Here is a 26,934-nt window from a genome sequence, read left to right on the forward strand (position 1 = left end):
CCTGCACACCACCACAAGCACAACGACCGGTCCCCAACCGGTCGCCGCTTGACATAGGAGCAACTCATGGGTGAAGGTCCCGACCGGCCGCGTGCCGGCATCGTCGTGACGGGCAGCGAGCTGCTGACGGGCGCGATCAGCGACGCCAACGGTCCGTGGCTCGCGCGCAGGCTCGCCGACCTGGGCTTCGAGGTCGCGCACGTCGTGTCGGCGGGCGACCGCCCCGAGGACCTGGTCCGGGCGCTCGACTTCCTCGCCGGCGCGGGCGTGGCGCTGATCGTCACCAGCGGCGGGCTCGGCCCGACGGCCGACGACCTGACGGCCGAGGTCGTGGCCGGGTTCGCGGGCCTGGACATGGTCGTCGACGAGGACGTGCGTGCGCAGATCGACGTCATCCTCGCCGACTGGGGCGCCCGCACCGGGTTCGCCGGCCCCGCCCTCGACGAGGCCACCCGCAAGCAGGCGACGATCCCGCAGGGCTCGACGCCGCTGCCGCCGGTGGGGACCGCGCCGGGGCTGGTCGTCGACCGGCCGGGTGGGCCACTGGCCGTCGTGCTGCCGGGGCCGCCGCGCGAGCTGCAGGGCATGTGGCCCAGCGCGCTGGAGGCGCCGGCGTTCGCGGCCCTGCTGGCGACCGTGCCACCGGCCCACCCTCGCCTGCTGCGCTTCTTCGGGCTGCCGGAGTCGGAGATCGCGGCGACGCTGCGCGAGATCGAGGCGTCGACCGACGTGTCGGGCGTCGAGATCGGGACGTGCCTGCGGCACTCGGAGCTGGAGGTCGACCTGCGACCGCGGCCCGGGGCGGAGGCGGTCGCCGAGGAGGTGGCCCGGGAGATCGTCGCGCGGCACGCCGGCCGCCTGGTCTCCGACGTCGGCGCCACGGTCGACGAGCTGCTCGCGCAGGCCCTGCTGGAGCGCGGGCTGACCGTCGCGACGGGGGAGTCCTGCACGGGTGGCCTGCTCGCGGGCAGGCTCGTCGACCGGGCCGGGTCGTCGGCCTACGTGGCCGGTGGCGTCGTCGCGTACTCGAACGAGGCGAAGACGGCGCTGCTCGACGTGCCCGCCGACATGATCGAGACGCACGGGGCGGTGTCGCCCGAGGTCGCCAGGGCGCTTGCCGACGGTGCCCGCCGGCGGTTCGGCGCCGATGTCGGGGTGGGGATCACCGGTGTCGCGGGCCCCGGCGGCGGCACCGAGGCCAAGCCGGTCGGCTATGTCTGCTTCTGCGTGACGACGGCCGACGGCGTCGTCATCGCCCGCGATCCACGTCTGCGGGGGTCGCGGGCCGACATCCGGGAGCGGTCGGTCGACACGGCGATGCACCTGCTGCTGCGCGCGGTGGCCCCGCGCGGCGGCACCGCCTGACCAGGGCCTGACACGGCCGGACCCGGTCCACCCCGAAGGTGGACCGGGTCCGGTGGACGGGCGGCGGCCCCCGCCGACGCGCCGTGGTGGGGTGGGATCAGTGCGCCTGCTGCACCCCGGAGTTGGTCTCGCTCGCGGTCTGGGCGTTCTGGGCCTGCGTGCCGAACAGGTTGAGGATGTTGCCGACGTTGAGCGCCGGCGCGACGCCCGCGGTGACGCCGATGAGGCTCGGGCCCTGGGCCGCGACCTGGTCGGCGTCGCCGCCGCGGTGGTGGCGGCCGCTCTCGTGGCGCCCGCGCTCGTCGCCACCGGACTGCTGGACGCCGGAGTTGGTGTTGCTCGCGGTCTGAGCGTTCTGGACCTGCGTGCCACCGATGTTGCCGATGTTGCCGACGTTGAGGGCCGGGGCGACGCCCGCGGTGATGCCGATGAGGCTCGGGCCCTGGGCCGCGACCTGGTCGCCGCCGCCGCGGTGGTGCCGACCGCTCTCGTGCCGCCCGCGCTCGTCGCCACCGGCCTGCTGGATGCCGCCGTTGGTGTTGCTGCCGGCCTGGGCGTTCTGCAGCTGCGTGCCGCCGACGTTGCCGATGTTGCCGACGTTCGCGGCCGGGTCGACGCCGAGCACGGCCCCGACGAGGTCCCCCGCCTGGAACGCGTGCTGGCCGCCGGTGCCGCAGCCGGCCTGCTGGATGCCGCCGTTGGTGTTGCTGCCGGCCTGGGCGTTCTGCGCCTGGGCCCCGAACAGGTTGAGGATGTTGCCGACGTTGGCCGCCGGGTTCACGCCCGCGACGACGTCGACGAGGCTGCCGCCCTGGACCGCGGTCTGGTCGCCGCAGTCGCCGCCGTTGCCGCCGTGGTGGTGGCCGTGACCGCCCGGGCCCCCGTAGTTGTCGTCGTCACCCGCGAACGCGACACCCGGGACCGCGACGACGATCGGCAGGGCCAGGGCTGCCCCGGCGACGGCGCGGCGGGCGGTGGTGCTGAGCTGCATCGGACGTTCTCCTCGTGTGCGTCACCGGGCCGGCCCGGCATCCGACCGTCGTCCACTGTGGACGAACGGGGGAGTCCGGTGTCGGGTCGGGTTCCTCCGGCGGGGGGTTACGGACGGTGGCGAGTCGACCACCGTGTCGATCACTCCAACGAGACCCACACGATGGGGTTACGAACGATTCTGGGATGTGGTCCAGGTCACTGATTTTCCGAGAAAATCGGACATAGCTGTCCAATATTGCCACGCAGCGTGACTCTCGATCGTGTGCTCACTTACTCACGGTCACGTCGCTCTCCGCCAGGGCGCGAGAGATCGCCCGGGCGGTCGCGCGCACGACGGGGACGTACGAGTGCGGGTTGGTGCCCTCCGCCGGGACGACGACCGACAGCGCGGCGGCGACCGTCCCGTCCGGACCGGACACGGGCGCGGCGACCGACAGCGAGATCAGCTCGATCTGCCGGTCGCTGATGGCGACGCCGGTGGTACGGACGTCGGCGAGCATGCGGCGCAGCTCCTCGGGGTCGCAGACGGTCTTCTCCGTGTAGCGGCGCAGCGGCCCGGCCAGCACCCGTTCACGCAGCTCCGGGTCGGCGTGCGCGAGCAGGACCAGCCCGACGCCGGTGGCGTGCAAGGGCAGCCGCAGCCCGACACGGGTGAGGACGTGCACCGAGGCACGGCCCGCCAGGCGTTCGAGGTAGACGACCTCGGTGCCGTCGAGCACTGCGAGCTGGACGTTCTGCCGCGTCACCTCGTAGAGGTCCTCCAGGAACGGCATGGCGGTCTCGCGTAGGCCCAGCGAGCGCGGCGCCAGGGCGCCGACCTCCCAGAGCCGCAGTCCCACGTGGTAGCGACCGTCGTCCCCGCGTTCGAGCGCGCCCCACGCGGTCAGCTCGCCGACGAGCCGGTGCGCGGTGCTCAGCGGGAGCCCCGCCCGCGTCGCGAGCTCGGTGAGCGTGAGCCGCGGGCGGTCGGCGGAGAACGCGGCGAGGAGGTCGAGCACCCGCGCGGTCACCGTCGACATGTCGGACATCCTTCCGGTGGGCGGAAGTCGGGTCGAGTCCGGGGCGCCGACCGGCGACGCTGCCCCTCATGCGCACCCAGGTCGCGATCGTCGGCGCCGGGCCTGCGGGATTGCTGCTCTCGCACCTGTTGGCCCGGCGCGGCGTCGACTCGGTCGTCGTCGAGGCGCGCAGCCGCTCCTACGTCGAGCACCGGGTCCGGGCAGGTGTCCTCGAGCACCCGACCGTCGAGCTGCTGCGCGCCGAGGGCGTGGGCGCCCGCATGGACGCCCACGGCATGCCGCACGAGGGCATCTCGCTGCTGTTCGACGACACCTTGCACCACATCGACTTCGCCGACCTCGTCGGGCGCGGCATCGTCGTCTACGGGCAGCAGGAGGTCGTCAAGGACCTCATCGCCGCGCGGCTGCGCGACGGCGGGACGATCGAGTTCGAGGCCGCGGACGTCGCCCTGCACGGGCTGACGACGGACCGTCCCTCGGTCTCCTTCACCGACGTCGCCGGGATCACCCGCGAGATCGAGTGCGACGTCGTCGCCGGTTGCGACGGCTTCCACGGCCCGAGCCGGCAGGCGTTCGCGCCCACCGTCGTCGAGCGGGCCTACCCGTTCGGCTGGCTCGGTGTCCTCGCCGAGGCCGCGCCCACGCACGAGGAGCTCGTCTACGCCGCCGCCGACCGCGGGTTCGCGCTCTACTCGATGCGCAGCCCGCAGGTGACGCGGCTCTACCTGCAGGTCCCGGCCGACGAGGACGTCGCGGCGTGGTCGGACGCACGGATCTGGGACGAGCTGGGTACCCGGCTCGGCGGGATGGCGCTCAACGAGGGGCCGTTCCTGGAGAAGCCGTCGATCACCGGGATGCGCAGCATGGTGGCCGAGCCGATGCGGCACGGCAGGCTCTTCCTCGCGGGCGACGCCGCGCACATCGTCCCGCCGACCGGCGCCAAGGGCATGAACCTGGCCGTCGCCGACGTGGCGGTCCTCGCCGACGCCCTCGAGCACTTCTTCCACCGCGGTTCCGACCGCGGCCTCGACGAGTACTCGGCCACCTGCCTACGCCGGGTGTGGCGCGCGGAGCACTTCTCGTCGTACATGACCGAGATGCTGCACCGCTTCGACCCCGGCACCGAACGCGGCGACGCGTTCGGCCGCGCCCTGCAGCTGTCGCAGCTGCGCTACACCGTCTCGTCGCGCGCCGCGGCGACGAGCCTGGCGGAGAACTACACCGGACTGCCGCACGGAGGTATCGCGTGACCCGAGCCCGCCCCGCACCGTTCACCCCGCCGCCCGACGGCACCCACCCGCCGCTTGACTACGCCGCGTACCGCAGCACCGGGCTGCGCGCGCCGTCGCAGCCGCCGATCGTGCTGCCGCACCGGCTCACCGAGGTCACCGGGCCGCTGCTGGGGGCCGAGCGGATCGGGCCGTCGGACCACGACCTGACGGCCCAGCACGCGGGCGAACCCATCGGCCAGCGGATCATCGTCTCCGGCCGGGTCCTCGACTCCGACGGCCGCCCGGTGCCCGACACCCTCGTCGAGGCGTGGCAGGCCAACGCGGCGGGCCGCTACGCCCACGCCCGGGACAACTGGCCCGCGCCGCTGGACCCCAACTTCACCGGCGGCGGCCGGGTCGTGACGGACTCGTCGGGCAACTACTCGTTCACGACGATCCGACCCGGCGCCTACCCGTGGGGCAACCACCACAACGCCTGGCGTCCCGCGCACATCCACTTCTCGCTGTTCGGGACGGCCTTCACGCAGCGCCTCGTCACGCAGATGTACTTCCCGGACGACCCGCTCTTCGACCAGGACCCGATCTTCAACTCGGTGCCCGACCCGAAGGCGCGCGAGCGGATGATCTCGCGTTTCGACCTCGACGCGACCCGTGCCGAGTGGGCGCTGGCCTTCCGGTGGGACATCGTCCTGCGCGGCCGCGAGCAGACCCCGTTCGAGGAGCCGCACGATGACTGAGCAGTCCGTGTCCGGGCAGCCCGTGTCCGAGCAGTCCGTGTCCGGGCGCCGTCCGCTCGGCCTGACCCCGTCGCAGACCGTCGGGCCGTTCCTGAGCCTGGGCCTGCCCTGGCCCGACGGCGGCGACGTCGTGGCCGAGGGGACCGACGGTGCGATCCGGATCGGGGGCGTCGTGCGCGACGGGGCGGGCGAGGTCGTGCCGGACGCGCTCGTCGAGACCTGGCAGGCCGACCCCGAGGGCAACTTCGACCACCCGGACTCGGCGGAGCGCAGCACCTTCCGCGGGTTCGGCCGCTGCCCGACCGACGGCGACGGGCACTGGGAGATCCGGACCCTCAAGCCCGGCGCGGTCGACGGGCAGGCCCCGCACGTCGACGTCAGCGTGTTCGCGCGCGGCCTGCTCGACCGCGTCGTCACCCGGATCTACTTCCCGGACGAGGAGGCCGCGAACGCGGCCGACCCGGTGCTGGCCACCGTCCCGGCCGACCGGCGTGCGACCCTCGTCGCAACGGCGACGGCGCCGGCAGAGCTGCGTTTCGACATCACGTTGCGCGGCAACGACGAGACCGTGTTCTTCCAGGTCTGAGCGGCGCTTCTCACAGGCGATCCACAGCTCGTCGCGAGCGCAGATCCATCCCGAGCGGGAACACTGGGATCAAGGACGGAGCCCGGTGTGACGGTGGTGGGGGGCGCGGCATGGCGAACGGTGCGGTCGAGCAGGGCAGGCGCGGGCTGCGCCTGCACCCGCCGACGCCGTCGCCGGCCGCGCTGCGGCGCCTCGACGGGCTGCGTGAGCGGCACCCGGAGCTGCGCCGGCTGGTGCGCTTCGCCGTCGTCGGTGCCACCGGGACCGGGCTCAACGCCCTGTTCTACCTCGCAATGCGGACCTGGCTGCCGCCGGTGCCCGCCAACATCGTCGCGCTGCTGGTGAGCACCGCGCTCACCACCGAGATGAACCGGCGGTTCACCTTCGACGGGGTGGTCGCGCCACGGTGGCGGGCGTCGGTGCAGGACGTGTGCACCGTCGTCTTCTACGCGTTCTACAGCTCCGGCGTGCTGCTCCTGCTCGACTGGATCGATCCCGCCGCGGCCGCGTGGGAGGAGGCGGCCGCGGTGGCCGCCGCGAGCGTGCTCGGCGGGCTGCTGCGCTTCCTCGCGATGCGCTACTGGGTCTTCGTGCCGTTGCGCCGGTGAGTGCCGTCGTGCCGGTGGGTGGAGTCGTGCCGGTGCGTGGAGTCGTGCGCCCGGACGACGTGCCACGGCTCGGGGACGCCCGCAGGCAGGCCCCGCGCGCGCCGGTCGAGCAGGCCCGCCAGCAGGACCGCGAAGAGCGTCCGCAGCGTCTCGTCGAGCGGCAGGGCCAGCACCGCGAGCGACGGGTCGGCCTCGTACGCCGCACGCATGGCCTGCGACGGGCAGCTGTGCGACCAGACGGCGCCCGCCGCCATCAGCGCGGCCGCGGCGAACGCGACCGCGTCCTCGCCCAGCTCGGGTAGCACGCCCGCCACGACGTCGGCCAGCGTGCCGAGGTCACCGAGCGACGTGCGCTTGAACCGGGCCGCGACGTCGGGGGAGACGTTGTGCTCCAGCACCGACGCCTGGGCCGCGAGGAGGTCGCACAGGACCGGTCGTCCCCGCAGCGACGCGCCGAGCGCCGTCGCGAGCTGCTCGGCGCGCTCGGCGGGGCCGGTCGAGTCGACGGCGGCGGGCAGGTCCGAGCGCAGCGCGTCGAGCCACTCCTGCAGGGCGGCGTGCAGCAGCTCGAGCAGGACGGCCTCGCGGGAGTCGAAGTAGCGCAACACGTTCGACTTCGCGAGCCCGACGCGGCGGGCCAGCTCGTTGAGCGTCACGTCCGCGACCGGCATCTCGGCGAGCATCACCGAGGCGGTGTCGAGGATCGACCGCCTGCGCTCCGCGCGCTGCTCCGGGCTGCGGGCCCGCTGGAACGTCATGCGTCACAGATTACAGACCGACGGTGCCTTGTTTTCGGACCGGCGGTCCGTTAACGTCGGACGGACTAAGAGACCGACGGTCTGAAAAGAGGTCGCCCATGTACGCCGTCCCCGACCAGCGCGGCAGGCGCATCGTCGTCACCGGGGCCAACAGCGGGACCGGCCGCGAGGCCACCGCCCGGCTCGCGGCCGCGGGCGCCCGCGTCGTCATGGCCGTGCGCAACACCGACAAGGGCGAGGCCGCGCGCGCCGACATCCTGCGCGGACGCCCCGGCGCCGAGGTCGAGGTCCGCAGGCTCGACCTCGCCGACCTGGCCTCGGTCGCGGAGTTCGCCCAGGGGCTCGTCGAGGACGGCGAGCCGCTGCACGTCCTGGTCAACAACGCCGGGGTGATGGCCCCGCCGCGGCGGTTCACCACCGCCGACGGGTTCGAGCTGCAGTTCGGCAGCAACTTCCTCGGCCCCTTCGCTCTGACGGTGCGGCTGCTCCCGCTGCTGCTGCGGGCCGACGCGCCCCGCGTCGCGACGATGAGCAGCAGCGCCGCCTGGCTCGGCCGCATCCGGTTCGACGACCTGCAGTGGACCCGGCGCAGGTGGAGCCCGATGCGGTCCTACGCGCAGTCCAAGCTCGCCGACATGCTCATGGCCCAGCAGCTCGCCGACATCGCCCGCCGCCGCGGCTGGGACCTGCGCAGCACCTGCGCGCACCCGGGCTTCACCCGCACGAACCTGCAGACGGCCGGTCCGACGCTCGGGGGCGGCCGCACCTCGCCGATGGCCGGCGTGCCGCCGTTCGTGCCGTCGCAGGACGTCGTCGTCGGGGCCGAGCCGCTGCTGTACGCGATCGCCGATCCGGGTGCGCGAAACGGCGGCTACTGGGGTCCCGACGGTGCCTTCGGACTCGTCGGGGAGACCGCCCCGGCCCGGCTGCCGCGGCACGGGCGCGACCTCGCCGTCGCGTCCCGGCTGTGGGCCGAGGCCGAGCGGCTCACGGGCGTGACCCTGCCCGTCGCCGCGCCCTCGTGAGTGGCGTCGGCGGCCGTGGCCCGTGGCGCGCTCACAGCGGGTCGCAGCCCCACAGCTCGACGAGGGCGGCGCGACGGGCGGGCCGGTCCAGCCCGCGCAGGTCGGCGACACCCCGTTCGGTGACGACGACCTCGACGTCGTGCGAGGCCGTCGTGACGGGCCGGGACAGCCGGGAGACCAGCGTCGGACGGTCGCGATGGCGGCTGGCCAGCGCGATGACCGAGAGGCCGCCGACGCAGCGCGCACCGGCCGCGGCGAAGTCGGGATGCCCGCCGATCAGTCCGGTCGTGCGCGCGCCGATGCCCTCGACGTTGACCTGGCCGTCGACGTCGATCTCCAGCGCCGCGTTGAGCGCCACCAGCGGCGGGAGGGCGGCCGCCGACAGCCGCCCGACGTCGTGGGTGACCTCCACGGGGTGCAGCAGCCGACGGCCGTCGGCCCAGTCGTAGAGCCGCCGCGAGCCGATCAGGTAGGCGCACACCGGATCGTCGAGCAGCAGCCCCTTGGCGTCGAGGTCGACGACGGGTTCGGGCAGCAGGCCGGAGTCGATCCGGACGGGCGCGCGCAGCGCCGACACCATCGCCGCGGCCAGCCGGCCCGGTCCGACCTGGACGCGGGCGCCCTCGGGCACCAGTGCCGCGACGTGCTCGGCGATGGCGACGTCGTCGGGGGTGGGGTCGGGCGTCGAGACCTCGGCGGGACCGGCGGCCGGGTCGTCGGACTCCGCGACGACGGTGATCGCGGCGTCGGGCAGCGGGGGCCCGCTGTCGGCGTGCGGGGCCGTGTGCGAGACCAGCGCCGCGACGGGCACCCCCGCCTCGACCAGCCGCCGCGCCCAGCCCGCGTCACCGGCCATCCGGTAGCCGTCGGGGTCGCGCACCAGCGTCGCGACCAGCAGGTCGGGACGCAGCACGCCAGAGACGAGCGACGGCACCGCCGAGAGCCGGCTCGGCACGAACCGGACGACGCCGGAGTCGATCCACGGCCGCAGCGTCGGCCCGCCCGCGACGGTCACGGCGTCGGCGAAGGCGGCCGGGTCGAGCTCGGGCGCGGGCGCCGGCAGCCAGCCCAGCAGCAGCGACACGTCGCCGACCGCCGCGGCGGCCCGCGACAGCTCGGCGTGCAGCGGGCGCGGTGAGCTGCAGCCGTCGGCGAGCCCGACGCGCATGCCGGGACGGACGAGGTCGGTGAGGGTGACGGGCACGTCGCCGATTCGACCACAGCCGCGCGCTCGGACCGGCGTGGTCCGGATCACCGGCCTAGATTCGGGGCATGACCACCGATCAGGCGGAGCAGGGCGCGTTCGTCCGGGCACCGCTGGGCGTGCAGGAGAGAATCACCGCGGACGGTTCGTCGCCGTGGCCCGTGGAGGCCGGCCGCTACCGGCTCGTCGTCGCGCGGGCGTGCCCGTGGGCGAACCGGACGGTGATCGTGCGCAGGCTCCTCGGCCTGGAGGACGCGTTCTCGCTGGGGATCGCCGGGCCGCTGCACGACGAGCGCAGCTGGCGGTTCCACAACGACCCCGGCGACAAGGACCCGGTGCTGGGCATCGAGTACCTCGGCGAGGCCTACCGCGCCGCCGACCCCGACTACTCCGCGGGCGTCACGGTGCCGGCGATGGTGGAGATCGCGAGCGGCAAGGTCGTCAGCAACGACTACGCGAACATGACGCTCGACTTCTCCACCCAGTGGACGGCGTTCCACCGTGACGGCGCCCCCGACCTCTACCCCGAGGCCCTGCGCGCCGAGATCGACGAGATCAACGAGGGCGTGTTCCACGACGTCAACAACGGCGTCTACAAGTGCGGGTTCGCCACCAGCCAGGAGGCCTACGACAAGGCCTACACCGCGCTGTTCCGACGGCTGGACCTGCTGGCCGACCGGCTCGCGACCCGTCGCTACCTGATGGGCGACACCATCACCGAGGCCGACGTGCGACTGTGGGTGACGCTCGCGCGGTTCGACGCCGTCTACCACGGCCACTTCAAGTGCAACCGGTCGAAACTCTCCGAGATGCCGGTGCTGTGGGCCTACGCCCGCGACCTGTTCCAGACGCCCGGCTTCGGCGACACGATCGACTTCGCCCAGATCAAGCAGCACTACTACGGCGTGCACCACCAGGTGAACCCGTCGGGCGTCGTGCCGCTGGGGCCCGACCTGCGCAACTGGCTCGACCCGCACGACCGGGAACAGCTGGGCGGGCGCCCCTTCGGCGACGGGACCCCGCCGGGCCCCGTCCGGGAGGGGGAGCGGGTCCCGCCGCTGTCGTGACCGGACACGCCCACGGGAGTGGGCCGGATGCCCCACGGCCGCGGCGCCTGGGACCATCGAGGTGATGTCCCCGCGCCGAACGCTCCGCCCCCGCCGTACGCGTGCCGTCGTCCCGATCCTCGTCGGACTCGTCGGCGGTGCCCTGCTCGGTGGCATCGGGGTCGCGGCGGGAGCGGGCGGCCCGGCGCTGACGTCGCAGGCCGTGCCGGCGACCGGCGCCGCCCAGCCCGGTGGCACACCGGCCGCGGCGGCCCCCACGACGGCGGCCGCCGAACCGGCCGCGCCGAGCTGCACCGGGCTCGTCGACGCGATGTCCACCCGCGACCGGTTGGCACAACGGCTCATGGTCGGCGTCGATCCGTCCGACCCGGCCGCGGCCGTCGCGCTCGTGAAGAGCTCGCACGTCGGCGGGATCTTCGTCGGCGGCAACCCGACCGCCCTGCTGCAGAACGGGAAGCTCGCCGCGGTGCAGGCGGCGTCACCGACGAAGGTCGCCGTCGCGGTCGACGACGAGGGCGGTCGAGTCCAGCGCATCGACGCGCTCGACGGCTCGATGCCCAGCGCCCGCGTCATGGCGAAGACGAAGACGCCCGACCAGGTGCGGGCCATCGCCAAGACGCGGGCGGCGGCGCTCGTGGCCCGCGGCGTGACGATGGACTTCGCCCCGGACGCCGACGTCAGCGACCAGCCGGCGAACGCCGTCATCGGCGACCGCTCGTTCTCGAACGATCCCGCCGTCGTCACCCGGTACGCGCAGGCGTTCGCCGAGGGGCTGCACGACGGCGGGATCACCGCGGTGCTCAAGCACTTCCCCGGGCACGGCCACTCCACCGGCGATTCGCACCTCGGCCGGGTGAGCGTCCCGCCGCTCGCGCAGCTGCGCACCGACGACCTGCTGCCCTACGCGAACCTCGTCGGGCCCGGGAAGCCGTTGCACGCCACGGGGGCCGCGGTCATGGTCGGGCACCTCGACGTCCCCGGCCTGACGACCGACCTGCCGTCCTCGCTCACCCCCGCCGTCTACGACCTGCTGCGCACCGACTACGGCTTCGACGGGATGGTCGTCACCGACGACCTCGGTGCCATGAAGGCGATCTCCGGGGAGTTCGCGCTGCCGCAGGCGACGGTCAAGGCGCTCGCGGCGGGGGCGGACATGGCGCTGTCGTCCGACGTCGGGCCGGTGACGCCGACCCTCGACGCGCTGCAGCGGGCGCTGGCCGACGGGACGTTGACCGCGCAGGCCAACGACCGCGCCGTCGCCCGCATCCTGGCGAACAAGGGCCTCTGCGGCTGAGGCCCGGCCCGCCCCCACGGCGTTGCAGGAACGGCACTTTCCCGCAACTGGACTGCGGGAAAGTGCCGTTCCTGCAGTGCGGGCAGGCCCACCCCGCCGGACCTCGCCACTCACCGGGTCACGAGCGCAGGGCCTTCGCCATTCCGCGCTGGACGGCGTCGGCGAGGTAGGGGCGCAGCTGCGCGGGCGGGACGATCCGGTCGACCGACCCGACCTGCTGGGCGCGCTCGATGCTGTGCTTCGCGTCGAACTCCTCGGCCACCTGCCCCAGCTGCACCGACCGGACCTGGGCCCGCGTCTGCGCCAGCTCCGAGCGCAGCCGCGCCACCTCCGTCTGCACCCCCGTCTCGACGGCCTCCGCCAGCGCCGCCTCGAGTGCGGCGACGGCCGGGTCGGCCGCGGTGCGCCGGTTGACCTCGCCGGAGAAGACCACGGCGGCCGCGGGGGCGCCGCCGAGCACCGAGGCGTAGGAGCCCTCGATCGCGGCGACCTCCATGTTGTCGTTCAACGTCTTCGAGAAGACGACGAACGCGCCGCCGTGGTAGCGCGACACGACGCAGAAGACGATCGGCCCGTCGAAGTTGACGACGGCCCGCCCGATCTCCGCGCCGTACTCCAGCTGCAGGCCACGCAGCGACTCGGGGGAGCCGTCGAAGCCCGACAGGTTGGCCAGCACCACGACGGGCCGGTTGCCGCTGGCGGCGTTGATCGCGCGGGCCATCTTCTTCGACGACCGCGGGAACAGCGTCCCGGCCGTCCACTGCGACGGGCCGTCGACGGGTGAGAGCCCGCGCCGCGCCAGCGGCCGTGACTCGATCCCCAACAGCGCGACGGGCTGCCCGCCGAGGTGGGCGTCGAGCACGACGACGGACTCGGCGTCGTGCATGTCGGCCCAGCGTTCGAGCGTCGGGTGGTCGGCGTCCGCGACGCCGCGCAGCAGCGAGCGGATGTCGAAGGGCTTCTTGCGTTCGCGGTTGGTGGCCGGGGCGAACACCTCGCCGAGGCGGGTGAACTCGCAGCCCGCGCCGACGTGCGGGGAGTCGCTGATGTCGCGGTCCACCGGGTCGGAGGTGGGCGCCGGGCGCGGGAACCGCTCGCCCGGCGCGGTGTAGGTGTGCGCGTAGTGGGCGAGCAGCACGTCGACCGCCCCGGAGAGGTCGGGCGCCCAGTACTGCGCCTGCCCGTTGGGGCCCATGATCCGGTCGTAGCCGCCGATGCCGAAGTTGTCCTCGGCCGAGACCCCGCCGGAGTAGTCGAGCGACTGCTTGCCGGTGAGCACCATGGCGGAGTCGGGCGTCATGACGAGGATGCCCTTGGTGTGCATGAGCATCGTGGCCTCGGCGTTCCAGTACGGCTGGGCGCCGACGTTGATGCCGGTGACGACGACGTTGATCTCCCCGCCGTCCTGGGTGAACTCGACGATCGCCCGCAGCGCCCGGGAGATCCAGTCCATGTTCTCGACGCCGGAGTCCATCGCGATCTTCGCGCCCGCCGAGACGGCGAACCACTCGACCGGCGCGTCGAGCCGGCGTGCCAGGTCGATCGCGGCGACGACCCTGGCGCACTCGGGCTCGGCCAGCGCGCCGAGGGCCTTCGTCGGGTCGCCGATGACGACGACGCGCGTCATGCCCTCGGGGTAGCGCTCGGTCGCCGTCGTGACGACGCCGAGGACCAGGTTGGCGGTGTTGCCGCCCGGGGCGCGGTCGACGGGCACGGCCGTGCCCGACTCGTCGAGGTCGTACTCGACGAAACGTCCGGGCGAGCCGACCGGGTCCGGGTTGCGCGAGACCAGGGGCACCAGCTCGTAGGGGTAGACGGCGCCGCGCCGGCGCGCCCGGATGACCTTCTGGGTGTAGGCGTCGAGCTCGCGCAGCGGCAGCGTCGGCGGCTCGGTGACGCGCAGCGTCAGCCCCGCGCCGGGCGGGCGGGACATGCGCAGCATGAGCTCGCGGGTGCCCTCCTCACCGGGGATGCTCGTGCGGAACTGGACGAGCACCTGCTCCAGGCCCAGCCCGTCGGTACGCGGCGCGAGCGTGCGGACGACGGCGTCGAGGTCCTGCAGCGGCACGTCGACGACGGGCCACACGTAGAGCAGCACCCGGTTCCAGTCGAGCTTGGCCGACCGCGGGTCCGCCGCCCGTGCCGCCCGCATGCTGTCCAGGCACGCGTCGAGGGTGCGCTCCAGCTCGGGCAGTCCGCTGATCGTGCCGGACTCGTCGCGGTCGAGGGTCAGCGCCCGGACGTCGGCCAACGCGATGAGCCGCTGGTCCTCGGGCAGCGTGCGGCCCTGGGCGCGGAACAGGTGCACGTCGACGGCGGACGGCAGCCGGGTCAGCTCGAACCCGGACAGCCGCCACACGCCGAGCCGCTCGGCGACCATCGGGTGCAGCCCGCGCAGGGTGCGGTCCTCGACGGGGGCGCCGTCGGGCCCGGCCCGGAAGGTGAACCACATCGTCGTCCCGTTGCCGTCGCCGTCGGCGCGGCGCACCGCGACGGCGACGCGGCCGACCGCCGCCGGGATCTGCCCGACCTTCGCCGCGATCCGCTCGGCGCGGGCGTCGGGTTCGGCGCCCGCGGAGTCGTCGGAGGTGACGTAGAGGTCGATGAGCGCGATGTTGCCGGGCGGCAGCGTGCCGATCATCCGGTGCAGGTCGGTGGAGACGGCGGCGGGCGCGTCGGCGCCCGGGTCGTCGACGCCGGCGCGGCCGCTGGCGACCGTCGCGAGGACGGTGTACGCGTGCCCGCCGGCGGTGTAGGACGTCGTGAGCAGCGGCCGGCCGTCGTGGTGGGCGACCTCGACCGGGGCGACGGGCCGGATCCGGTAGTAGCGGCGCGTCATCACCTCGAGCATCGCCGCGTGCTGCTGCTCGGTGAACACCTCGAGGATCGGCTCGCCGGCGGCGACGATCTCCTCGATCGCGGCCGCCCGCTCGGGCCCCTCGGCGGGCAGCGTGACGAGCCGCCGCGCGACCTCCTCCTGCACCGCGCGGCGGGCCTCGGTGATCCGCGGCGCGTCGAAGCAGCGGTAGCGCACCTGCCTCGCGACGTCGCCGACGACCGGAAAGCGCAGCTGCGTGGCCGTGACGAGGTTGTCGAGCATCTGCCGGTAGCGGTCGCGGGCGTCGGCGGGCAGCGCGTCGGGATGGTGCAGCCGCCACTGCAGCAGTTCGGAGAGCACGGCGGCCTGCGCGCGGGCGCGGCGGTGGGCCAGGAAGATCCGGTAGAGCGCCGGGCCGAGGTCGGGCGAGGGCTCCAGGTCGGTCACGCCGTAGTGCGCCAGCGCGCGGCGCAGGCGGGTCCGGAACGACTCGGGCAGCCCTTCGGCGTCGGCGTCGCGCGAACGCAGGTAGGCGTAGAGGAACTCCTGGGGGTTGCGGGCCGCCTCGGCGTCGATCGTCGAGCCGTCGGGGGCCTCGCCGTCGGCCGCGCGACGGTTGCGCGACAGCGCCCCGAGGTCGGCGAAGATCTGCAGGACGTCGATCTCGCCCGCGACGGTGCGCGGGTCGCCCGCCGGCAGCTCCTCGCGGGCGGCGGCCAGCCGGGCCAGCAGCGGCCGGGCCTCCCGCTCGTCGACGTCGAACCCCAGGACCAGCGCGCGCAGCGCGGCGAGGGCGTCGGCGGCGCGGGTGGCCGGGTCGGCGGTCGCCGTGCGGTCGTCGAACGCGGCGAGGTCGACGCGGTCGACCGCGTCGCCCGCGGTGTCGCCGGACTCGTCGGGCTCCAGCCGCACGAGCTTCGTGCCGCCCTCGACCTGGGTGTTCGCGGCGACCAGGATCTCCGCGACCGTTCCGGACACCGGCGCGCGCAGCGCGGTCTCCAGCTTCATCGACTCGACGACCGCGAGCACGTCGCCCTCGGCGACGACGTCGCCCACCGACACCGGGATCGCGACGACCATCGCCGGCGCCGGCGCGCGGACCAGGCCCGCCTCGCCGCCGGAGATGCGGTGCACGGCCCCGTCGACCTCGACGAGGTAGTCGGGCCCCTGCGCGACCGAGAGCACCGAGTACGTGTGCCCGGCGACGGTGAGCCGCCGCTCGAACCGCCCGGAGCGCTCGACGTCGACGTCGACGGCCTGGGTGTCGCGCAGCCCCGGCGCGGCGGGCAGGTCGAGCTCGACGCGGTAGCGCCGCGGTCGCGACCGGGCCACCCGCAGCCGGTAGGACTGGCCGCCCGCACGGACGTCGACCTGGTACCAGGTCTCGTGCCCGACCTCGGGACGGCCGCGCTCGGCCGACAGGAACAGCCGCTGCTGCTGCCGCTCGACGTGCGCGTCGTGCGCCTCGACCGCCGTCGCCAGCAGTGCGACGTCGAGGCGCCGGGGCGGGGTGTAGCCGCCCGCCATCATCGTGTCGAGCCACGTCGTGTCCAGGTCGCCGGAGGCGACCTCGGGCCGGTCGAGCAGGTCGAGCAGGAACGCCTTGTTCGTGGTCCCGCCGTCGATCACCGCGGCGGTCTGCCGGACCGCCCGCGAGAGCCGGGCACGGGCCTCGTCGCGGTCGCGGCCCCACGCGATCACCTTGGCGATCATGGAGTCGAACTGCGACGGGATGACGTCGCCCGCCGCGACGCCGGTGTCGACGCGCACGCCCGGCCCGCTGGGCAGGGCGAGGTGCTCGATGCGGCCGGGGGCGGGGGCGAAGCCGCGCTCGGGGTCCTCGGCGGTGAGCCGGGCCTCGATGGCGTGCCCCCGCGGGGGCGGGGCCGACGGGGCGATCTCGGCCAGCGTCCCGCCGCCCGCGACGTGCAGCTGCAGCTTGACGATGTCGACGCCCGTCGTCGCCTCGGTGACGCAGTGCTCGACCTGCAGCCGGGTGTTGACCTCGAGGAACGACAGCAGCCGCTCCTTGGGCTCGTAGAGGAACTCGACGGTGCCCGCGTTGACGTAGCCGGCCGCGCGCACCAGTTCGGCCGCCGAGGTGCGCAGCAGCTGTTCCTGCTCGGCGTCCAGCGCCGTCGACGCCGACTCCTCGATGACCTTCTGGTTGCGCCGCTGCACCGAGCAGTCGCGCACGCCGAGCGTCCACACGTCGCCGGTGGCGTCGGCGACGACCTGCACCTCGACGTGGCGGCCGCCGCGGATCGCGCGCTCGAGGAAGACCGTCGCGTCACCGGCGGTCTTCGACGCCTCCGACGACGCGCGGGTGAAGGCCTCGTCGAGCTCGTCGGGTGACGTGACGAGCCGGATGCCGCGCCCGCCGCCGCCCGCGGTGGCCTTGACCATCAGGGGGTAGCCGATCGTCTCGGCGTGGCGGCGCGCCTCGGCGACGTCGGCCACCGGGCCGCCGCTCCACGCGGCCATCGGGACGCCCACCTGCGCGGCCAGCAGCTTCGACTCGATCTTGTCGCCCAGCCGGTGCATGACCTGCGACGACGGCCCGACGAACGTGATCCCGAGCCGCTCGCACAGCGCGACGAAGTCGGCCCGCTCGGACACGAAGCCCCAGCCCGGCCACACCGCGTCGGCACCGCAGGCGCGCAGCGCCCGCTCCAGCTCGGCGTAGTCCAGGTACGGGCTCGGCCCCATGTGGTCGGGGTCGTCGGGCCCGATGAGGACGGCCTCGTCCGCCTCCCGCACGAACATCGCCCGCGCGTCCACCGCGGTGTGGACCGCGATCACGTGCAGCTGCGGGTGCCCCTCGGCGTTCCACTCACGGACGGCGTTGATCAGTCGCATCGCGGGTTCTCCGCGGTTCACGACGGCCAGTCGCGAAAAGGGTCGGCTGGTCCGTGGGTTCATGCAGCGATCATCCTCGGGCTCGTCCTGGTGTGTTCGTCGAGTCGACGGTGATGCTCCTACGGATCGGTCCCCGGTGGCACCCCGGCCCGCGCAGCTCACGTCCGTACTGATCGGTAGCCCTGACGGGCCGCTCCGGCGACCCGAGCCGATGTGACGGGGGTCGCACAACCGTCCGTGTGGGCGACCCCGGCCGGGCGCGACATAGTCTGCGGCGATGGCCCGTGTGTCCTATGTCAGCGCCGACGCCGTCCCCGACGGAGACCCCCACGGCGTCGCCGCCGCCCTGCGCAGGCTCCCCGACCTGCACGTGTTCGGGATGGTGGCGAACGCGTCCTCGGCACTGCGGCCGTGGCTGCGCTACGGCGGCGTCCTGCTCAACGACCTGTCCGTCGACCCGCTGCTGCGGGAGCTGGTGATCATGCAGGTCGGCCGTCTCGCCGCGCGCTACGAGTGGGAGCAGCACGTCGGCATCGCGCGGGCCGCGGGTGCGACCGACGAGCAGGTCGACGCACTCGACCGCGGCGAGCTCACCGCGCCCTGCTTCGACGCCCGGCAGACCGCGACGCTGCACGTCGTCGCCGACCTCGTGCGCGACGGGCAGGTCCCCGACGACCGCTACGCCGCGCTCGCGGCCCACCTCGACGAGCGCGAGATCGTCGAGGTCATGCTGCTCGCCGGGCACTACCTCGGGCTCGCCCGGATGATGACGGCCCTGCGCATCGACCCGGACGACGCCGCGGAGCTCGGCGCGATCCGCGCCAGCACCTGACCGCCCGGCGCCCGGGCACCCGGTCGCGGGACGCGTCATCCCGCGGCCGCGGTCGCTCCCGCGGCCTGTGCGTCCCACATGCAGATGACGACGGCGACGACGAACACCTGCAGCTCCTCGGCCATCCCCGGCAGCTCGGCGCGCGCCCCGCCGCGCCACACGCTGAGCCTGCGGACCTCACCGACCGGCATGCCGTCCGGGCCGAGCAGGTCCTGCTCGCTGCCCCAGAACGAGCGGCGGCGGAACCGGTAGGTCGTGCCGTCGGACTCGCTGATCGACCAGTTCCTGCGGCCCACCCGCTCGGCGACGGCCAGCGGCTCGGAGAGCACGTCGTCGGATCCGAGCACGCGGCAGAGCTCGTAGTGGCTGCCGAACCGGCGGGCGACCACGCGGTAGGACCGTCCGTCGCGCGTCTCGAACGTGCCGCCGCCCCTCCACGTGCTGCTGTCGAACGTCGCGGCGGGCCGGCCGTCGAGCGTCACCGCGTAGTGCGACCGCCAGAACCCGGTCTTCTCCGCCCTGACCGTCACTCCGGTCACCCCCTGTCGGCTCCCGACCCCACCAAATCGGGCACCGTCGCGCAACAACGGACCGTCCGGTCGGTCGGGAGGCTGCGTCGCGGACGCCGGGCGTGCATCATCGGCGGCGTGGACTTCGCCGAGGACGACGATCACCGTGCAATCCGTGAGGGGGTGCGCACCGTCTGCCGTGACTTCGGCGACGAGTACTGGCGCGCCTGCGACGCCGAGCACCGCTTCCCGTGGGACTTCTACAAGGCCATGGCCGAGGGCGGCTGGATCGGCATCGCGATCCCCGAGGAGTACGGCGGCGGTGGGCGCGGCATCACCGAGGCCTCGATCGTGCTGGAGGAGGTCGCCGCGTCCGGCGCCGGGATGAACGGCGCCAGCGCGATCCATCTGTCGGTGTTCGGGATGAACCCCGTCGTCAAGTACGGCAGCGAGGAGATGCGGGAGCGCTACCTCCCGCGGGTCGCGTCGGGCGACCTGCACGTCGCGTTCGGGGTGACCGAGCCGGACTCGGGGACCGACACGACGTCGATCACGACGCGGGCCCGGCTCGACGGCGACCACTACGTCGTTCGCGGCCAGAAGGTGTGGACGTCGAAGGCCGGCGACTGCGAGAAGGTCCTGCTGCTGGTGCGCACCACGCCGATCGAGGAGTGCGCCAAGCGCACCGACGGCATGACGCTGCTGCTGGCCGACCTGCAGGTCCCCGAGGTCGACATCCGGCCGATCCCCAAGCTGGGTCGCAACGCCGTCGCGTCCAACGAGACCCGGTACGACGACCTGCGCGTCCCCGTCACCGACCGCGTCGGCGAGGAGGGCAAGGGCTTCCGCTACCTCCTCGACGGGCTCAACCCCGAGCGCATCCTCATCGCGTCCGAGGCCCTCGGCATCGGGCGGGTGTCGGTGCGGCGGGCGGTCGAGTACGCGAACGGCCGCGAGGTGTTCGGCCGTCCGATCGGCAAGAACCAGGGCATCGCGTTCCCGCTGGCCGAGGCGCACATGAAGCTGCGGGCGGCGGAGCTCGCGATCCGTGAGGCGTCGTGGCGCTACGACGCCGGCCTGCCGTGCGGCGAGCAGGCGAACACCGCCAAGTACCTCGCCGCGGAGGCCGGGCACTACGCGGCCGACCGCGCGATGCAGACCCACGGCGGTTTCGGCTACGCCGACGAGTACGACGTCGGGCGCTGGTGGAGCGAGTCGCGACTGATGAAGATCGCCCCGATCTCGCAGGAGATGGTGCTGAACTACGTCGCCGAGCACGTGCTGGGGCTGCCGCGGTCGTACTGAGCCCCCTAATCTCTGGCGGCGTGGAGATCCTGAGCAGCCGCGCGATCCTGCGGCCCGCCGATCCCGACGCCGCGCTGCGCTTCTACCGCGACGTCCTCGGGCTGGCGGTGTACCGCGAGTTCCCCGGCGGCACGATGTTCTTCCTGGGCAACGGGCTGCTGGAGGTGTCCGCGCACGCCGCCGAACCCGGCGCCGAGGGTGCGACCCCCGACGCCGAGGGGGCCGGGCTGCGGCTGTGGCTGCAGGTGCGCGACCTCGCCGCCACCCACACCGGGCTCGCCGACCGGGGCGTGCGCGTACTGCGCGAACCCCGCCGCGAGCCCTGGGGTCTCGACGAGATGTGGATCGCCGACCCCGACGGCACCCGGATCGTCATCGTGGAGGTACCGCCGGAGCACCCGATCCGCCGCGACGTCCGCTGAGCCCGCTGTGAGCGGCGATGGTCGCCAGGGCGACCATCGCCACGCACGACCTGGGCACGTCGCCGCTTCTCAGGACGTCGACGTACCCTCGACCGCGGTCTTGATCTCGGCCAACGTCTGCTCCAGGCCGGCGCGGATGCCGGGGCCGTCGGCCCGCTCGGTGTGCAGCCGCACGGTGACCGTCGCGTCCCCCGGCGTGCCGCCGACCTCCAGTGCGCCGCCGTAGCCGTTCGGGCCCTCCGAGCCCCATGAGAGCGTGCGGGCGTCGCGGTCGGCGTCGATCCACGCCTCGCCCTCGCGGCGGGTCCCCTCGACCTCGGCGACGACGCGCACCTCCTCGTGGCCGTGGGAGCGCTCGCCGGTCGGCTCGGCCTCGCGCATCGCCGCGAAGTAGTCGGGCAGGTGGTGCACGTCGGAGAGGTAGTCGAACAGCGCGTCGGGGTCCGCCGCGACGGTGGTGCGGTGCTCGTAGTCGCCCATGGCCCGCGGGTACCCCGAGCGCCGGCCGCGAACCGCCCTACGCGGGCGGGTCGATCCAGGCCTGCAGGATCGGTCCGAGCCGTTCGACGAGCGCCGCCGGCGACTCGGCGACCATCCCGGGCGCGGTCAGCAGCAGTCGCAGGGCACCCAGCCCGATCAGCTGCGCGCACACCAGTTCCGCGCGCAGCCGTGCGTCCGGGCCGGCGAGCCGGGCCGCGAGCGGACCGACCAGCCGCCGTTCCAGCTCCTCGACGATGCGTTCCCCGCCCGGCCGCGGGCCCGTCAGCACCACGCGCAGCAGCGGATCGACCTGAGCGCGGTCGTGCATGTCGAGCAGCGCCGCGACGAGGTGCCGGCCGAGGTCGGCGTTCGGGGCGTCGAGCAGCGCGGCGGTCTCGGCCTCCAGGTCGGCCGCCGCGGTGAGCAGGCCCTCCTTGCTGCCGAAGTACTTCACCAGCAGCGCCGCGCTGACGTCGGCCTCGGCGGCGATGGCGCGCAACGTCGCACCGGCGTAGCCGTGCACGCTGAAGTGCCGGCGCGCGGCGCGCAGCAGCGCCTCCCGGGTGTCGGCGGCACAGCGGCGTTCCCCGGCCGGCCGGGTGGCCGCGACCGTGCCGCTCATGCCGCCCTCAGCGTCGCCCGCGCCGGGTCGCCGTGTCCGGTGCCACCGTGTCCGGTGCCGCCGTGCCCGGTGGTGCAGTCGCCGGGGCCGTCGCTACCGGTGTGGTCGTCGCCGGTGTCCTCGCCCGCGGCGGACGGGGTGACGGCGGCCAGCGCCGTCCCGACCAGCGCCGTCGCCGCGGCCACGACGAAGACGATCGTGTACGCCCGCGGCGGGACGGCGAGCCCGCCCGCGTGCAGGGTCATCGCCGACGTGATCGCCGCGATGACAGCCGTGCACGTCGACGTCCCGAGCTGGCGCATCAGCGTGTTGAGGCTGTTGGCCGCGGCGGTCTCGGACTGCGGGACCGCCCGGATGACCAGCAGCGGCAGCGCCGAGTAGGCCATCGCGCAGCCGATCGCGATGATCGTCATCGCGACGATGACCATGCCCAGTCCCCGGGGCAGGGCGGCCGAGGCGAGGTTGCCGGCGACCAGCAGGATGCCGCCGAGCACGAGCGTCGTCCGGGGGCCGCGCCAGGCCGAGATCCGCGCCGACACCGGCGAGAGCAGCGCCATCGCACCGCCCATCGGCAGCATCGCGACGCCGGCGGCCACGAGCGAGAGCCCGAACCCGTAGCCGCTCGCGGGGGAGGCCTGCAGGATCTGCGTCGTCATCACGAACGAGGCGAACATCGCGAAGCCGACGAGCACCGTCGTGATGTTGGTGAGCAGCAACGCGGGGCGTGCGGTGACCCGCAGGTCGACGAGCGGGCCCGGCGTCCGCAGCTGGTGACGGCCCCACAGCGGGAACACGACGGCCGCCGCCGCGAGCAGCCCGAGCACGGCCGGGCTGCGCCAGCCCCACTCCGAGCCCTTGGAGATCGGCAGCAGCACGCAGACCAGGCCGAGCGTCACACCGACGGCCCCGAGCAGATCGAACCGGCCGCCGCTGCGCACCGCGGACTCCGGGACGACGGTCCTCACCGCGACGGTCAGCGCCAGCCCGAGCAGCCCGACGCCGAGGAACAGGTACCGCCACGACACGACCTCCGCGACGACGCCCGCCAGCGGCAGCCCGACCGCCGCCCCGATGCCCAGCGACGAGCTCATCAGCGCGATGCCGCCGCCGACCCGCTCCTCGGGGAGCTCGTCGCGCAGGATGCTGATCCCCAGCGCGATGACGCCGAACGACGCCCCCTGCAGCACCCGCCCGACCAGCAGCACCCCGATGGTCGGGGCGACGGCGCCCAGCACCGATCCCGCCGTGACCAGGACCAACGACGACAGCAGCATCCGGCGCTTGCCGTACATGTCGCCGAGCCGGCCGAGGACCGGGGCCGACACCGCACCCGCGACGAGCGTCGCCGTGATCAGCCACGAGACCGTCGAGCCGGTCGTGTGCAGCAGCTGCGGGAACTGCGGCAGCAGCGGCACGACGAGGGTCTGCACGAGCGCGACCGCGAGGCCGCTCGAGCACAGGACGGCGGTGACGACGGCGGGACGAGCTCGGCGGGGCGCGACTGTCGCCACATGTGCTCCAATTCGGGTGAACACGAGTTCACCTGATAGAGGACCATGTCCCGCACACTCCGCACAACTCGGGCACCGGCATCGCGGACAAGGTCACGTTCCGACCAGCGCGGCCCACACGATGATGTTGTCGACGTAACCCTGCGTCCCCGGATCGAACCGGCCCCCGCAGGTGACCAGCCGCAGCCCGGCGCCCGGCAGGTCGCCGTAGACCTGCGCGGTGGGGAAGCGGTCCTTGGCGACGCGCCGCACCGTCTGCACCTCGAACGTCGCGACAGAGCCGTCGAGCCGGGCGACGTCGACGAGGTCGCCCGGGGTCAACGCGCCGATCCGGGCGAACGCACCGACCCGGTGGTGCCAGTCGACGTGCCCGGCGACGACCGCGGGCCCGAGCGCTCCCGGGTTCGGGCCGCCGGTGTACCAGCCCGCGACCGCGGCGTCCGGCGGCAGGGCGAGCGCTCCGGTGGCGTCGAGGCCGAGCGGGACGACCGGCGCGTCGAGACCGATCGCCGGGGCGGTGACCCGCACCGGAACGGCGGGGACCAGCGGAGCGGCGGCGGGGCGCGTCGTCGGACGCTCGGGGGAGGCGACCCCGCCCGCCAGTGGCCCCTTCGAGGTGGCGAGGGGTGCGAGTGCCAGCGCCGCGGCACACAGGACCGCCGCCCACGCACGGTTCAGCGGCGCTCCCCGGCGTGCTCCGGCCGCTGTGCGCGGCGATGGTCGCCCTGGCGACCATCGCCACTCACGACCTCGTCGTGCGCCGTCGGCGCGACCTGGCCGGGCGCCGGCGCGACCTCGTCGGGCGTCGGTTCGGCGGTGTCGTCGGGCCCGCGGCGCGGGGCGGGGATCGGGGCAGCCGGGGGACGGCGCTCGTGGTCCGCGGGCGACGTGGTGGTCACGGTCCTGCCCCGGACGCCCGCGATCAGCATCCGTCCCGACGCCACCACCGTCGCGATCCCCACGATCGCCAGCACGACGACCATCGCGAGCCCGCCGACGAACGCGGCGCCGCCCGCCCGGTCGAGCGTCACGGTCATCGACGTGCTCGGGTCGGCCGCCGCGGCGGCCGACCCGTCACCGGCGGGGACCGCTCCCAGCGGGATCAGCGGCACCTGAGCGGACGAGGACGGGGCCACCGGGGGCACGGAGACGGGCGCCGGGTACGGGTGGTCCTCGCAGGCACGACCGTCGTGGTCGGGGTCGAGGAGCGCCCGGTCGCCAGCGCCGGAGTCGAGGGCGGCCTGCGCTGCGGCCTGGTCGGGGAACTCGGCGCAGCCGGGCGCCTGGGCAGGGGCTCGCGCGGCGAGATCGCGCGCTGCGACGGTGGCGGGTGCCGCGCCGGGGGCGAGCACCGCGACCGCGACGGGTGCAGCGACGGTGCGGGCGAGTGTCGACGCGGTGGCGGGGGCCGCGACGGTGCCGGCGAGGGCCGGCGCGGTGGCGGGGGCGGCGACGGCGGCGAGGATCGACGTGGGGGCGGGGTCCGCGGCGGCCGGGCCCGCCAGGACGGCGCCGGTTAGCGGGAAGGCCACGACGGCGAGCACGGTCGTCGCGGTCAGCCGTCCGGTCCGGTTTCCGGGTAGCACGAAGAGACCCCTCCTCGGTCGTCGGGTCGGGGGAGCTGTGGGTCGGTATCGGTGGCGGAACGTTAGCGTCGACGGCCCGTGACCAGCGTCGATGTCACCCGATACGGCATCGCTCGATGTGGTGGGCGACGCTGCGTCGACGATCACCCCGGACGCGCGCACCGGTCAGGGGTGAGCGACGCTGGACGGGTGATCGTCGACCCGTCGCCGGAGTTCCGGCAGTTCTGGACCGAGCGCCATCTCTGCGTCCTCGTCACGCCGCGTCGCGACGGCAGCCCGCACGTGGTGCCGGTCGGCGTGACGCTCGACGTCGAGCAGGGGATCGCGCGCGTCATCTGCTCGGGGACGTCGCAGAAGGCACGCAACGTCGCGGCGGGTGGGGCGGCGGGGGTGCGGGCCGTCGTGTCGCAGGTCGACGGGCCGAGGTGGTCGAGCCTCGAGGGTGTCGCCGTGCTGCGCACCGACCGCGACTCGGTCGCCGACGCCGAGCACCGCTACGCGCAGCGCTACCGGGTCCCGCGGGTCAACCCGCGCCGTGTCGTCGTCGAGATCACGCTCGACCGGATGCTCGGGATGCGCTGACCCCTGTCGAGCGCGGCTGTCCTGCGGCAGACTGGAACGGTTCAGACCCGCGTCCCGGCGTCGCGACGTGGCCCCGACGAGCTGCGTGCGCCACGGGCGCGCGAGGGACGCCCATGAGCGAAGCCGCCCCCCACCTCGACCTGGTCGGACCACCCCCGACGAGCGCCGGGACCGCACCCGACCTCTCGATCGAGACCCTCGGCCCCGGCCGCATCGTCTCGCCGCTGGAGCCACTGCTGCACGCCCGCCGGACCAGCGAGCACTACGTCGACGAGGACGACCGCGTCCTGCTCGACGACACCGTCGCGGGCATCGCCGCGCGCGGCGGCCGGCTCGAGGACCTGCCGGGGATGGAACCGTGCGGGCCGCGGCGGAGCATCTTCTTCGACCCGTCGAAGACCCGTGCCGGGATCGTGACCTGCGGCGGCCTGTGCCCCGGGCTCAACGACGTCATCGCGGGCCTCGTCCGCAGTCTCACCTACCACTACAAGGTGCGGCGGGTGATCGGCTTCCGCAACGGCTACCAGGGGTTCGTCCCCGCCTACGGCCACGACGTCGTCGAGCTGACCCCGGACTCCGTGCGCGACATCCCCGTCGACGGGGGCACCGTCCTCGGCACCTCACGCGGCCACCAGGACCCGGAGGAGATCGTCGACTGCCTGGAGAACACGCACGTCAACGTCCTGTTCGTCGTCGGGGGGGACGGGTCGATGCGCGGCGCCATGGAGATCGCGCGCGTCGTGCGGGAGCGAGGGCTGCGGATCGCCGTCGTCGGCATCCCGAAGACGATCGACAACGACATCCCCTACATCGACCAGAGCTTCGGCTTCCAGACGGCGTTCGCGCTGGCGAGCGACGCCATCCGGGCGGCGCGGGTCGAGGCGAAGTCGATGGCCAACGGCGTCGGGCTGGTCAAGCTGATGGGCCGGCACTCGGGCTTCATCGCCTGCTATGCGGCGCTGGCCCGCAGCGACGCCGACGTCGTGCTGATCCCCGAGGTGCCGTTCGCGCTCGAGGGCGACGGCGGGCTGCTCGCCCACGTCCGGCGGCGCGTCGCCGAGCGCGGGCACGCCGTCGTCGTCGTGGCGGAGGGTGCGGGTCAGGACCTGGTGGCGACCGGCCCGACCGTCGCCGACGCGTCCGGCAACGCCCGGCTCACCGACATCGGCCCGTACCTGCGCCGGCGGATCGTCGACGACTTCGAGGCCGCGGGCATCGAGACCGCCGTCCGCTACATCGACCCGAGCTACGCCATCCGCAGCGTGCCGGCCAACCCCTACGACAGCGTCTACTGCACCCGGCTCTCGCAGGCGGCGGTGCACGCGGCGATGTCGGGCCGGACGGCGATGGTCGTCGGACGGTACCGGCGCCGGTTCGTGCACATCCCGATGCGGCTCGCGGTGAGCAGGCGCAACCAGGTGGACCCGCACGGTGACCTGTGGATGTCGGTCCTGGAGTCGACGGGCCAGCCCCCGCAGCTGGCCTGAGCCCCGCCTCTCCGCCCCCGCCTCTCCGCCCCC

General features: G+C 74.2%; 24 protein-coding genes. 13 read left to right on the plus strand and 11 right to left on the minus strand.

Going from position 1 to position 26,934, the window contains the following annotated elements; translation table 11 throughout:
• Positions 1-66 precede the first annotated feature (66 nt).
• Entirely contained in the window at positions 67-1,365 is a 1,299-nt protein-coding gene (locus PSD17_RS11535; protein WP_339122630.1) for a competence/damage-inducible protein A, read from the plus strand.
• Between the two features lie 97 nt (positions 1,366-1,462).
• On the opposite strand, the gene PSD17_RS11540 is transcribed toward PSD17_RS11535, so the two are convergent.
• Both PSD17_RS11540 and PSD17_RS11545 read right to left on the minus strand, forming a co-directional pair.
• A complete protein-coding gene (locus tag PSD17_RS11540) occupies positions 1,463-2,356 on the minus strand; it encodes a hypothetical protein (protein WP_013673732.1) in 894 nt (297 codons plus the stop codon).
• A gap of 268 nt (positions 2,357-2,624) precedes the next feature.
• Positions 2,625-3,377 carry an IclR family transcriptional regulator gene (locus PSD17_RS11545; protein WP_103383414.1) on the minus strand — a complete coding sequence of 251 codons (753 nt, stop codon included), beginning with the start codon at positions 3,375-3,377 and terminating at the stop codon, positions 2,625-2,627.
• 68 nt (positions 3,378-3,445) lie between these two features.
• On the opposite strand from PSD17_RS11545, the gene PSD17_RS11550 reads away from it, so the two are divergent.
• From PSD17_RS11550 to PSD17_RS11565, 4 genes are all read left to right on the plus strand, one after another.
• Complete coding sequence (locus tag PSD17_RS11550; RefSeq protein WP_013673734.1) at positions 3,446-4,627, plus strand: 4-hydroxybenzoate 3-monooxygenase; 1,182 nt, start codon at positions 3,446-3,448, stop codon at positions 4,625-4,627.
• On the plus strand, positions 4,624-5,346 hold the full coding sequence (gene pcaH / locus PSD17_RS11555) for a protocatechuate 3,4-dioxygenase subunit beta (RefSeq protein ID WP_339122631.1): 723 nt from the start codon (positions 4,624-4,626) through the stop codon (positions 5,344-5,346). Before PSD17_RS11550 ends, pcaH begins: the two co-directional genes overlap by 4 nt.
• Complete coding sequence (gene pcaG / locus PSD17_RS11560) at positions 5,339-5,932, plus strand: protocatechuate 3,4-dioxygenase subunit alpha (protein ID WP_013673736.1); 594 nt, start codon at positions 5,339-5,341, stop codon at positions 5,930-5,932. The genes pcaH and pcaG overlap by 8 nt, the downstream gene beginning before the upstream one ends.
• Before the next feature lie 110 nt (positions 5,933-6,042).
• Positions 6,043-6,540 (plus strand): GtrA family protein, encoded by a 498-nt coding sequence (locus PSD17_RS11565; RefSeq protein ID WP_339122632.1) that lies wholly within the window; start codon positions 6,043-6,045, stop codon positions 6,538-6,540.
• Here the strand turns inward: PSD17_RS11565 and PSD17_RS11570 are convergent.
• Positions 6,510-7,298, minus strand: coding sequence for a TetR/AcrR family transcriptional regulator (locus PSD17_RS11570; RefSeq protein ID WP_339122633.1), 789 nt, complete (start codon positions 7,296-7,298; stop codon positions 6,510-6,512). The genes PSD17_RS11565 and PSD17_RS11570 overlap by 31 nt on opposite strands.
• Positions 7,299-7,396: 98 nt before the next feature.
• Between PSD17_RS11570 and PSD17_RS11575 the strand changes: the two genes are divergently transcribed.
• Complete coding sequence (locus PSD17_RS11575) at positions 7,397-8,323, plus strand: SDR family oxidoreductase (protein WP_339122634.1); 927 nt, start codon at positions 7,397-7,399, stop codon at positions 8,321-8,323.
• 31 nt (positions 8,324-8,354) lie between these two features.
• Here the strand turns inward: PSD17_RS11575 and PSD17_RS11580 are convergent, their stop codons facing one another.
• Entirely contained in the window at positions 8,355-9,527 is a 1,173-nt protein-coding gene (locus PSD17_RS11580; RefSeq protein ID WP_339122635.1) for an acetyl-CoA hydrolase/transferase C-terminal domain-containing protein, read from the minus strand.
• 68 nt (positions 9,528-9,595) lie between these two features.
• On the opposite strand from PSD17_RS11580, the gene PSD17_RS11585 reads away from it, so the two are divergent.
• Together PSD17_RS11585 and PSD17_RS11590 are read left to right on the plus strand one after the other, a co-directional pair.
• Complete coding sequence (locus PSD17_RS11585; protein WP_013673741.1) at positions 9,596-10,594, plus strand: glutathione S-transferase family protein; 999 nt, start codon at positions 9,596-9,598, stop codon at positions 10,592-10,594.
• 64 nt (positions 10,595-10,658) lie between these two features.
• Entirely contained in the window at positions 10,659-11,888 is a 1,230-nt protein-coding gene (locus PSD17_RS11590) for a glycoside hydrolase family 3 N-terminal domain-containing protein (protein ID WP_013673742.1), read from the plus strand.
• Positions 11,889-12,006: 118 nt separating this feature from the next.
• On the opposite strand, the gene PSD17_RS11595 is transcribed toward PSD17_RS11590, so the two are convergent.
• Positions 12,007-17,628 carry an ATP-binding protein gene (locus tag PSD17_RS11595; RefSeq protein ID WP_013673743.1) on the minus strand — a complete coding sequence of 1,874 codons (5,622 nt, stop codon included), beginning with the start codon at positions 17,626-17,628 and terminating at the stop codon, positions 12,007-12,009.
• 214 nt (positions 17,629-17,842) lie between these two features.
• Between PSD17_RS11595 and PSD17_RS11600 the strand changes: the two genes are divergently transcribed.
• Complete coding sequence (locus PSD17_RS11600; RefSeq protein ID WP_013673744.1) at positions 17,843-18,397, plus strand: carboxymuconolactone decarboxylase family protein; 555 nt, start codon at positions 17,843-17,845, stop codon at positions 18,395-18,397.
• A gap of 35 nt (positions 18,398-18,432) precedes the next feature.
• Here PSD17_RS11600 and PSD17_RS11605 read toward each other — a convergent pair whose 3' ends face one another.
• Entirely contained in the window at positions 18,433-18,927 is a 495-nt protein-coding gene (locus tag PSD17_RS11605) for a hypothetical protein (protein WP_339122636.1), read from the minus strand.
• A gap of 117 nt (positions 18,928-19,044) precedes the next feature.
• On the opposite strand from PSD17_RS11605, the gene PSD17_RS11610 reads away from it, so the two are divergent.
• Positions 19,045-20,211, plus strand: a complete 1,167-nt coding sequence (locus tag PSD17_RS11610) for an acyl-CoA dehydrogenase family protein (RefSeq protein WP_013673746.1) — start codon at positions 19,045-19,047, stop codon at positions 20,209-20,211.
• Positions 20,212-20,231: 20 nt separating this feature from the next.
• Positions 20,232-20,633, plus strand: coding sequence for a VOC family protein (locus PSD17_RS11615; protein ID WP_339122637.1), 402 nt, complete (start codon positions 20,232-20,234; stop codon positions 20,631-20,633).
• A gap of 69 nt (positions 20,634-20,702) precedes the next feature.
• Here PSD17_RS11615 and PSD17_RS11620 read toward each other — a convergent pair whose 3' ends face one another.
• The 5 genes from PSD17_RS11620 to PSD17_RS11640 form a co-directional block, all read right to left on the minus strand.
• The gene (locus PSD17_RS11620; protein WP_013673748.1) at positions 20,703-21,113 is read right to left on the minus strand and encodes an SRPBCC family protein; all 411 of its coding nucleotides are present in this window, start codon (positions 21,111-21,113) and stop codon (positions 20,703-20,705) included.
• A gap of 37 nt (positions 21,114-21,150) precedes the next feature.
• On the minus strand, positions 21,151-21,735 hold the full coding sequence (locus tag PSD17_RS11625; RefSeq protein ID WP_103383412.1) for a TetR/AcrR family transcriptional regulator: 585 nt from the start codon (positions 21,733-21,735) through the stop codon (positions 21,151-21,153).
• Positions 21,732-23,246: an MFS transporter gene (locus PSD17_RS11630; RefSeq protein ID WP_339122638.1), complete on the minus strand. Its 1,515-nt coding sequence runs from the start codon at positions 23,244-23,246 to the stop codon at positions 21,732-21,734. Before PSD17_RS11630 ends, PSD17_RS11625 begins: the two co-directional genes overlap by 4 nt.
• A 93-nt stretch (positions 23,247-23,339) precedes the next feature.
• Entirely contained in the window at positions 23,340-23,924 is a 585-nt protein-coding gene (locus tag PSD17_RS11635) for a class F sortase (protein ID WP_339122640.1), read from the minus strand.
• The gene (locus PSD17_RS11640; protein ID WP_132975304.1) at positions 23,921-24,832 is read right to left on the minus strand and encodes a hypothetical protein; all 912 of its coding nucleotides are present in this window, start codon (positions 24,830-24,832) and stop codon (positions 23,921-23,923) included. The genes PSD17_RS11635 and PSD17_RS11640 overlap by 4 nt, the downstream gene beginning before the upstream one ends.
• A 171-nt stretch (positions 24,833-25,003) precedes the next feature.
• On the opposite strand from PSD17_RS11640, the gene PSD17_RS11645 reads away from it, so the two are divergent.
• Both PSD17_RS11645 and PSD17_RS11650 read left to right on the plus strand, forming a co-directional pair.
• The gene (locus PSD17_RS11645; protein WP_041759405.1) at positions 25,004-25,414 is read left to right on the plus strand and encodes a TIGR03618 family F420-dependent PPOX class oxidoreductase; all 411 of its coding nucleotides are present in this window, start codon (positions 25,004-25,006) and stop codon (positions 25,412-25,414) included.
• 113 nt (positions 25,415-25,527) lie between these two features.
• Positions 25,528-26,901, plus strand: a complete 1,374-nt coding sequence (locus PSD17_RS11650) for an ATP-dependent 6-phosphofructokinase (RefSeq protein ID WP_339122639.1) — start codon at positions 25,528-25,530, stop codon at positions 26,899-26,901.
• Positions 26,902-26,934 lie beyond the last annotated feature (33 nt).

This window comes from Pseudonocardia sp. D17 (genome assembly GCF_036984265.1).
GTDB lineage: Bacteria > Actinomycetota > Actinomycetes > Mycobacteriales > Pseudonocardiaceae > Pseudonocardia > Pseudonocardia benzenivorans.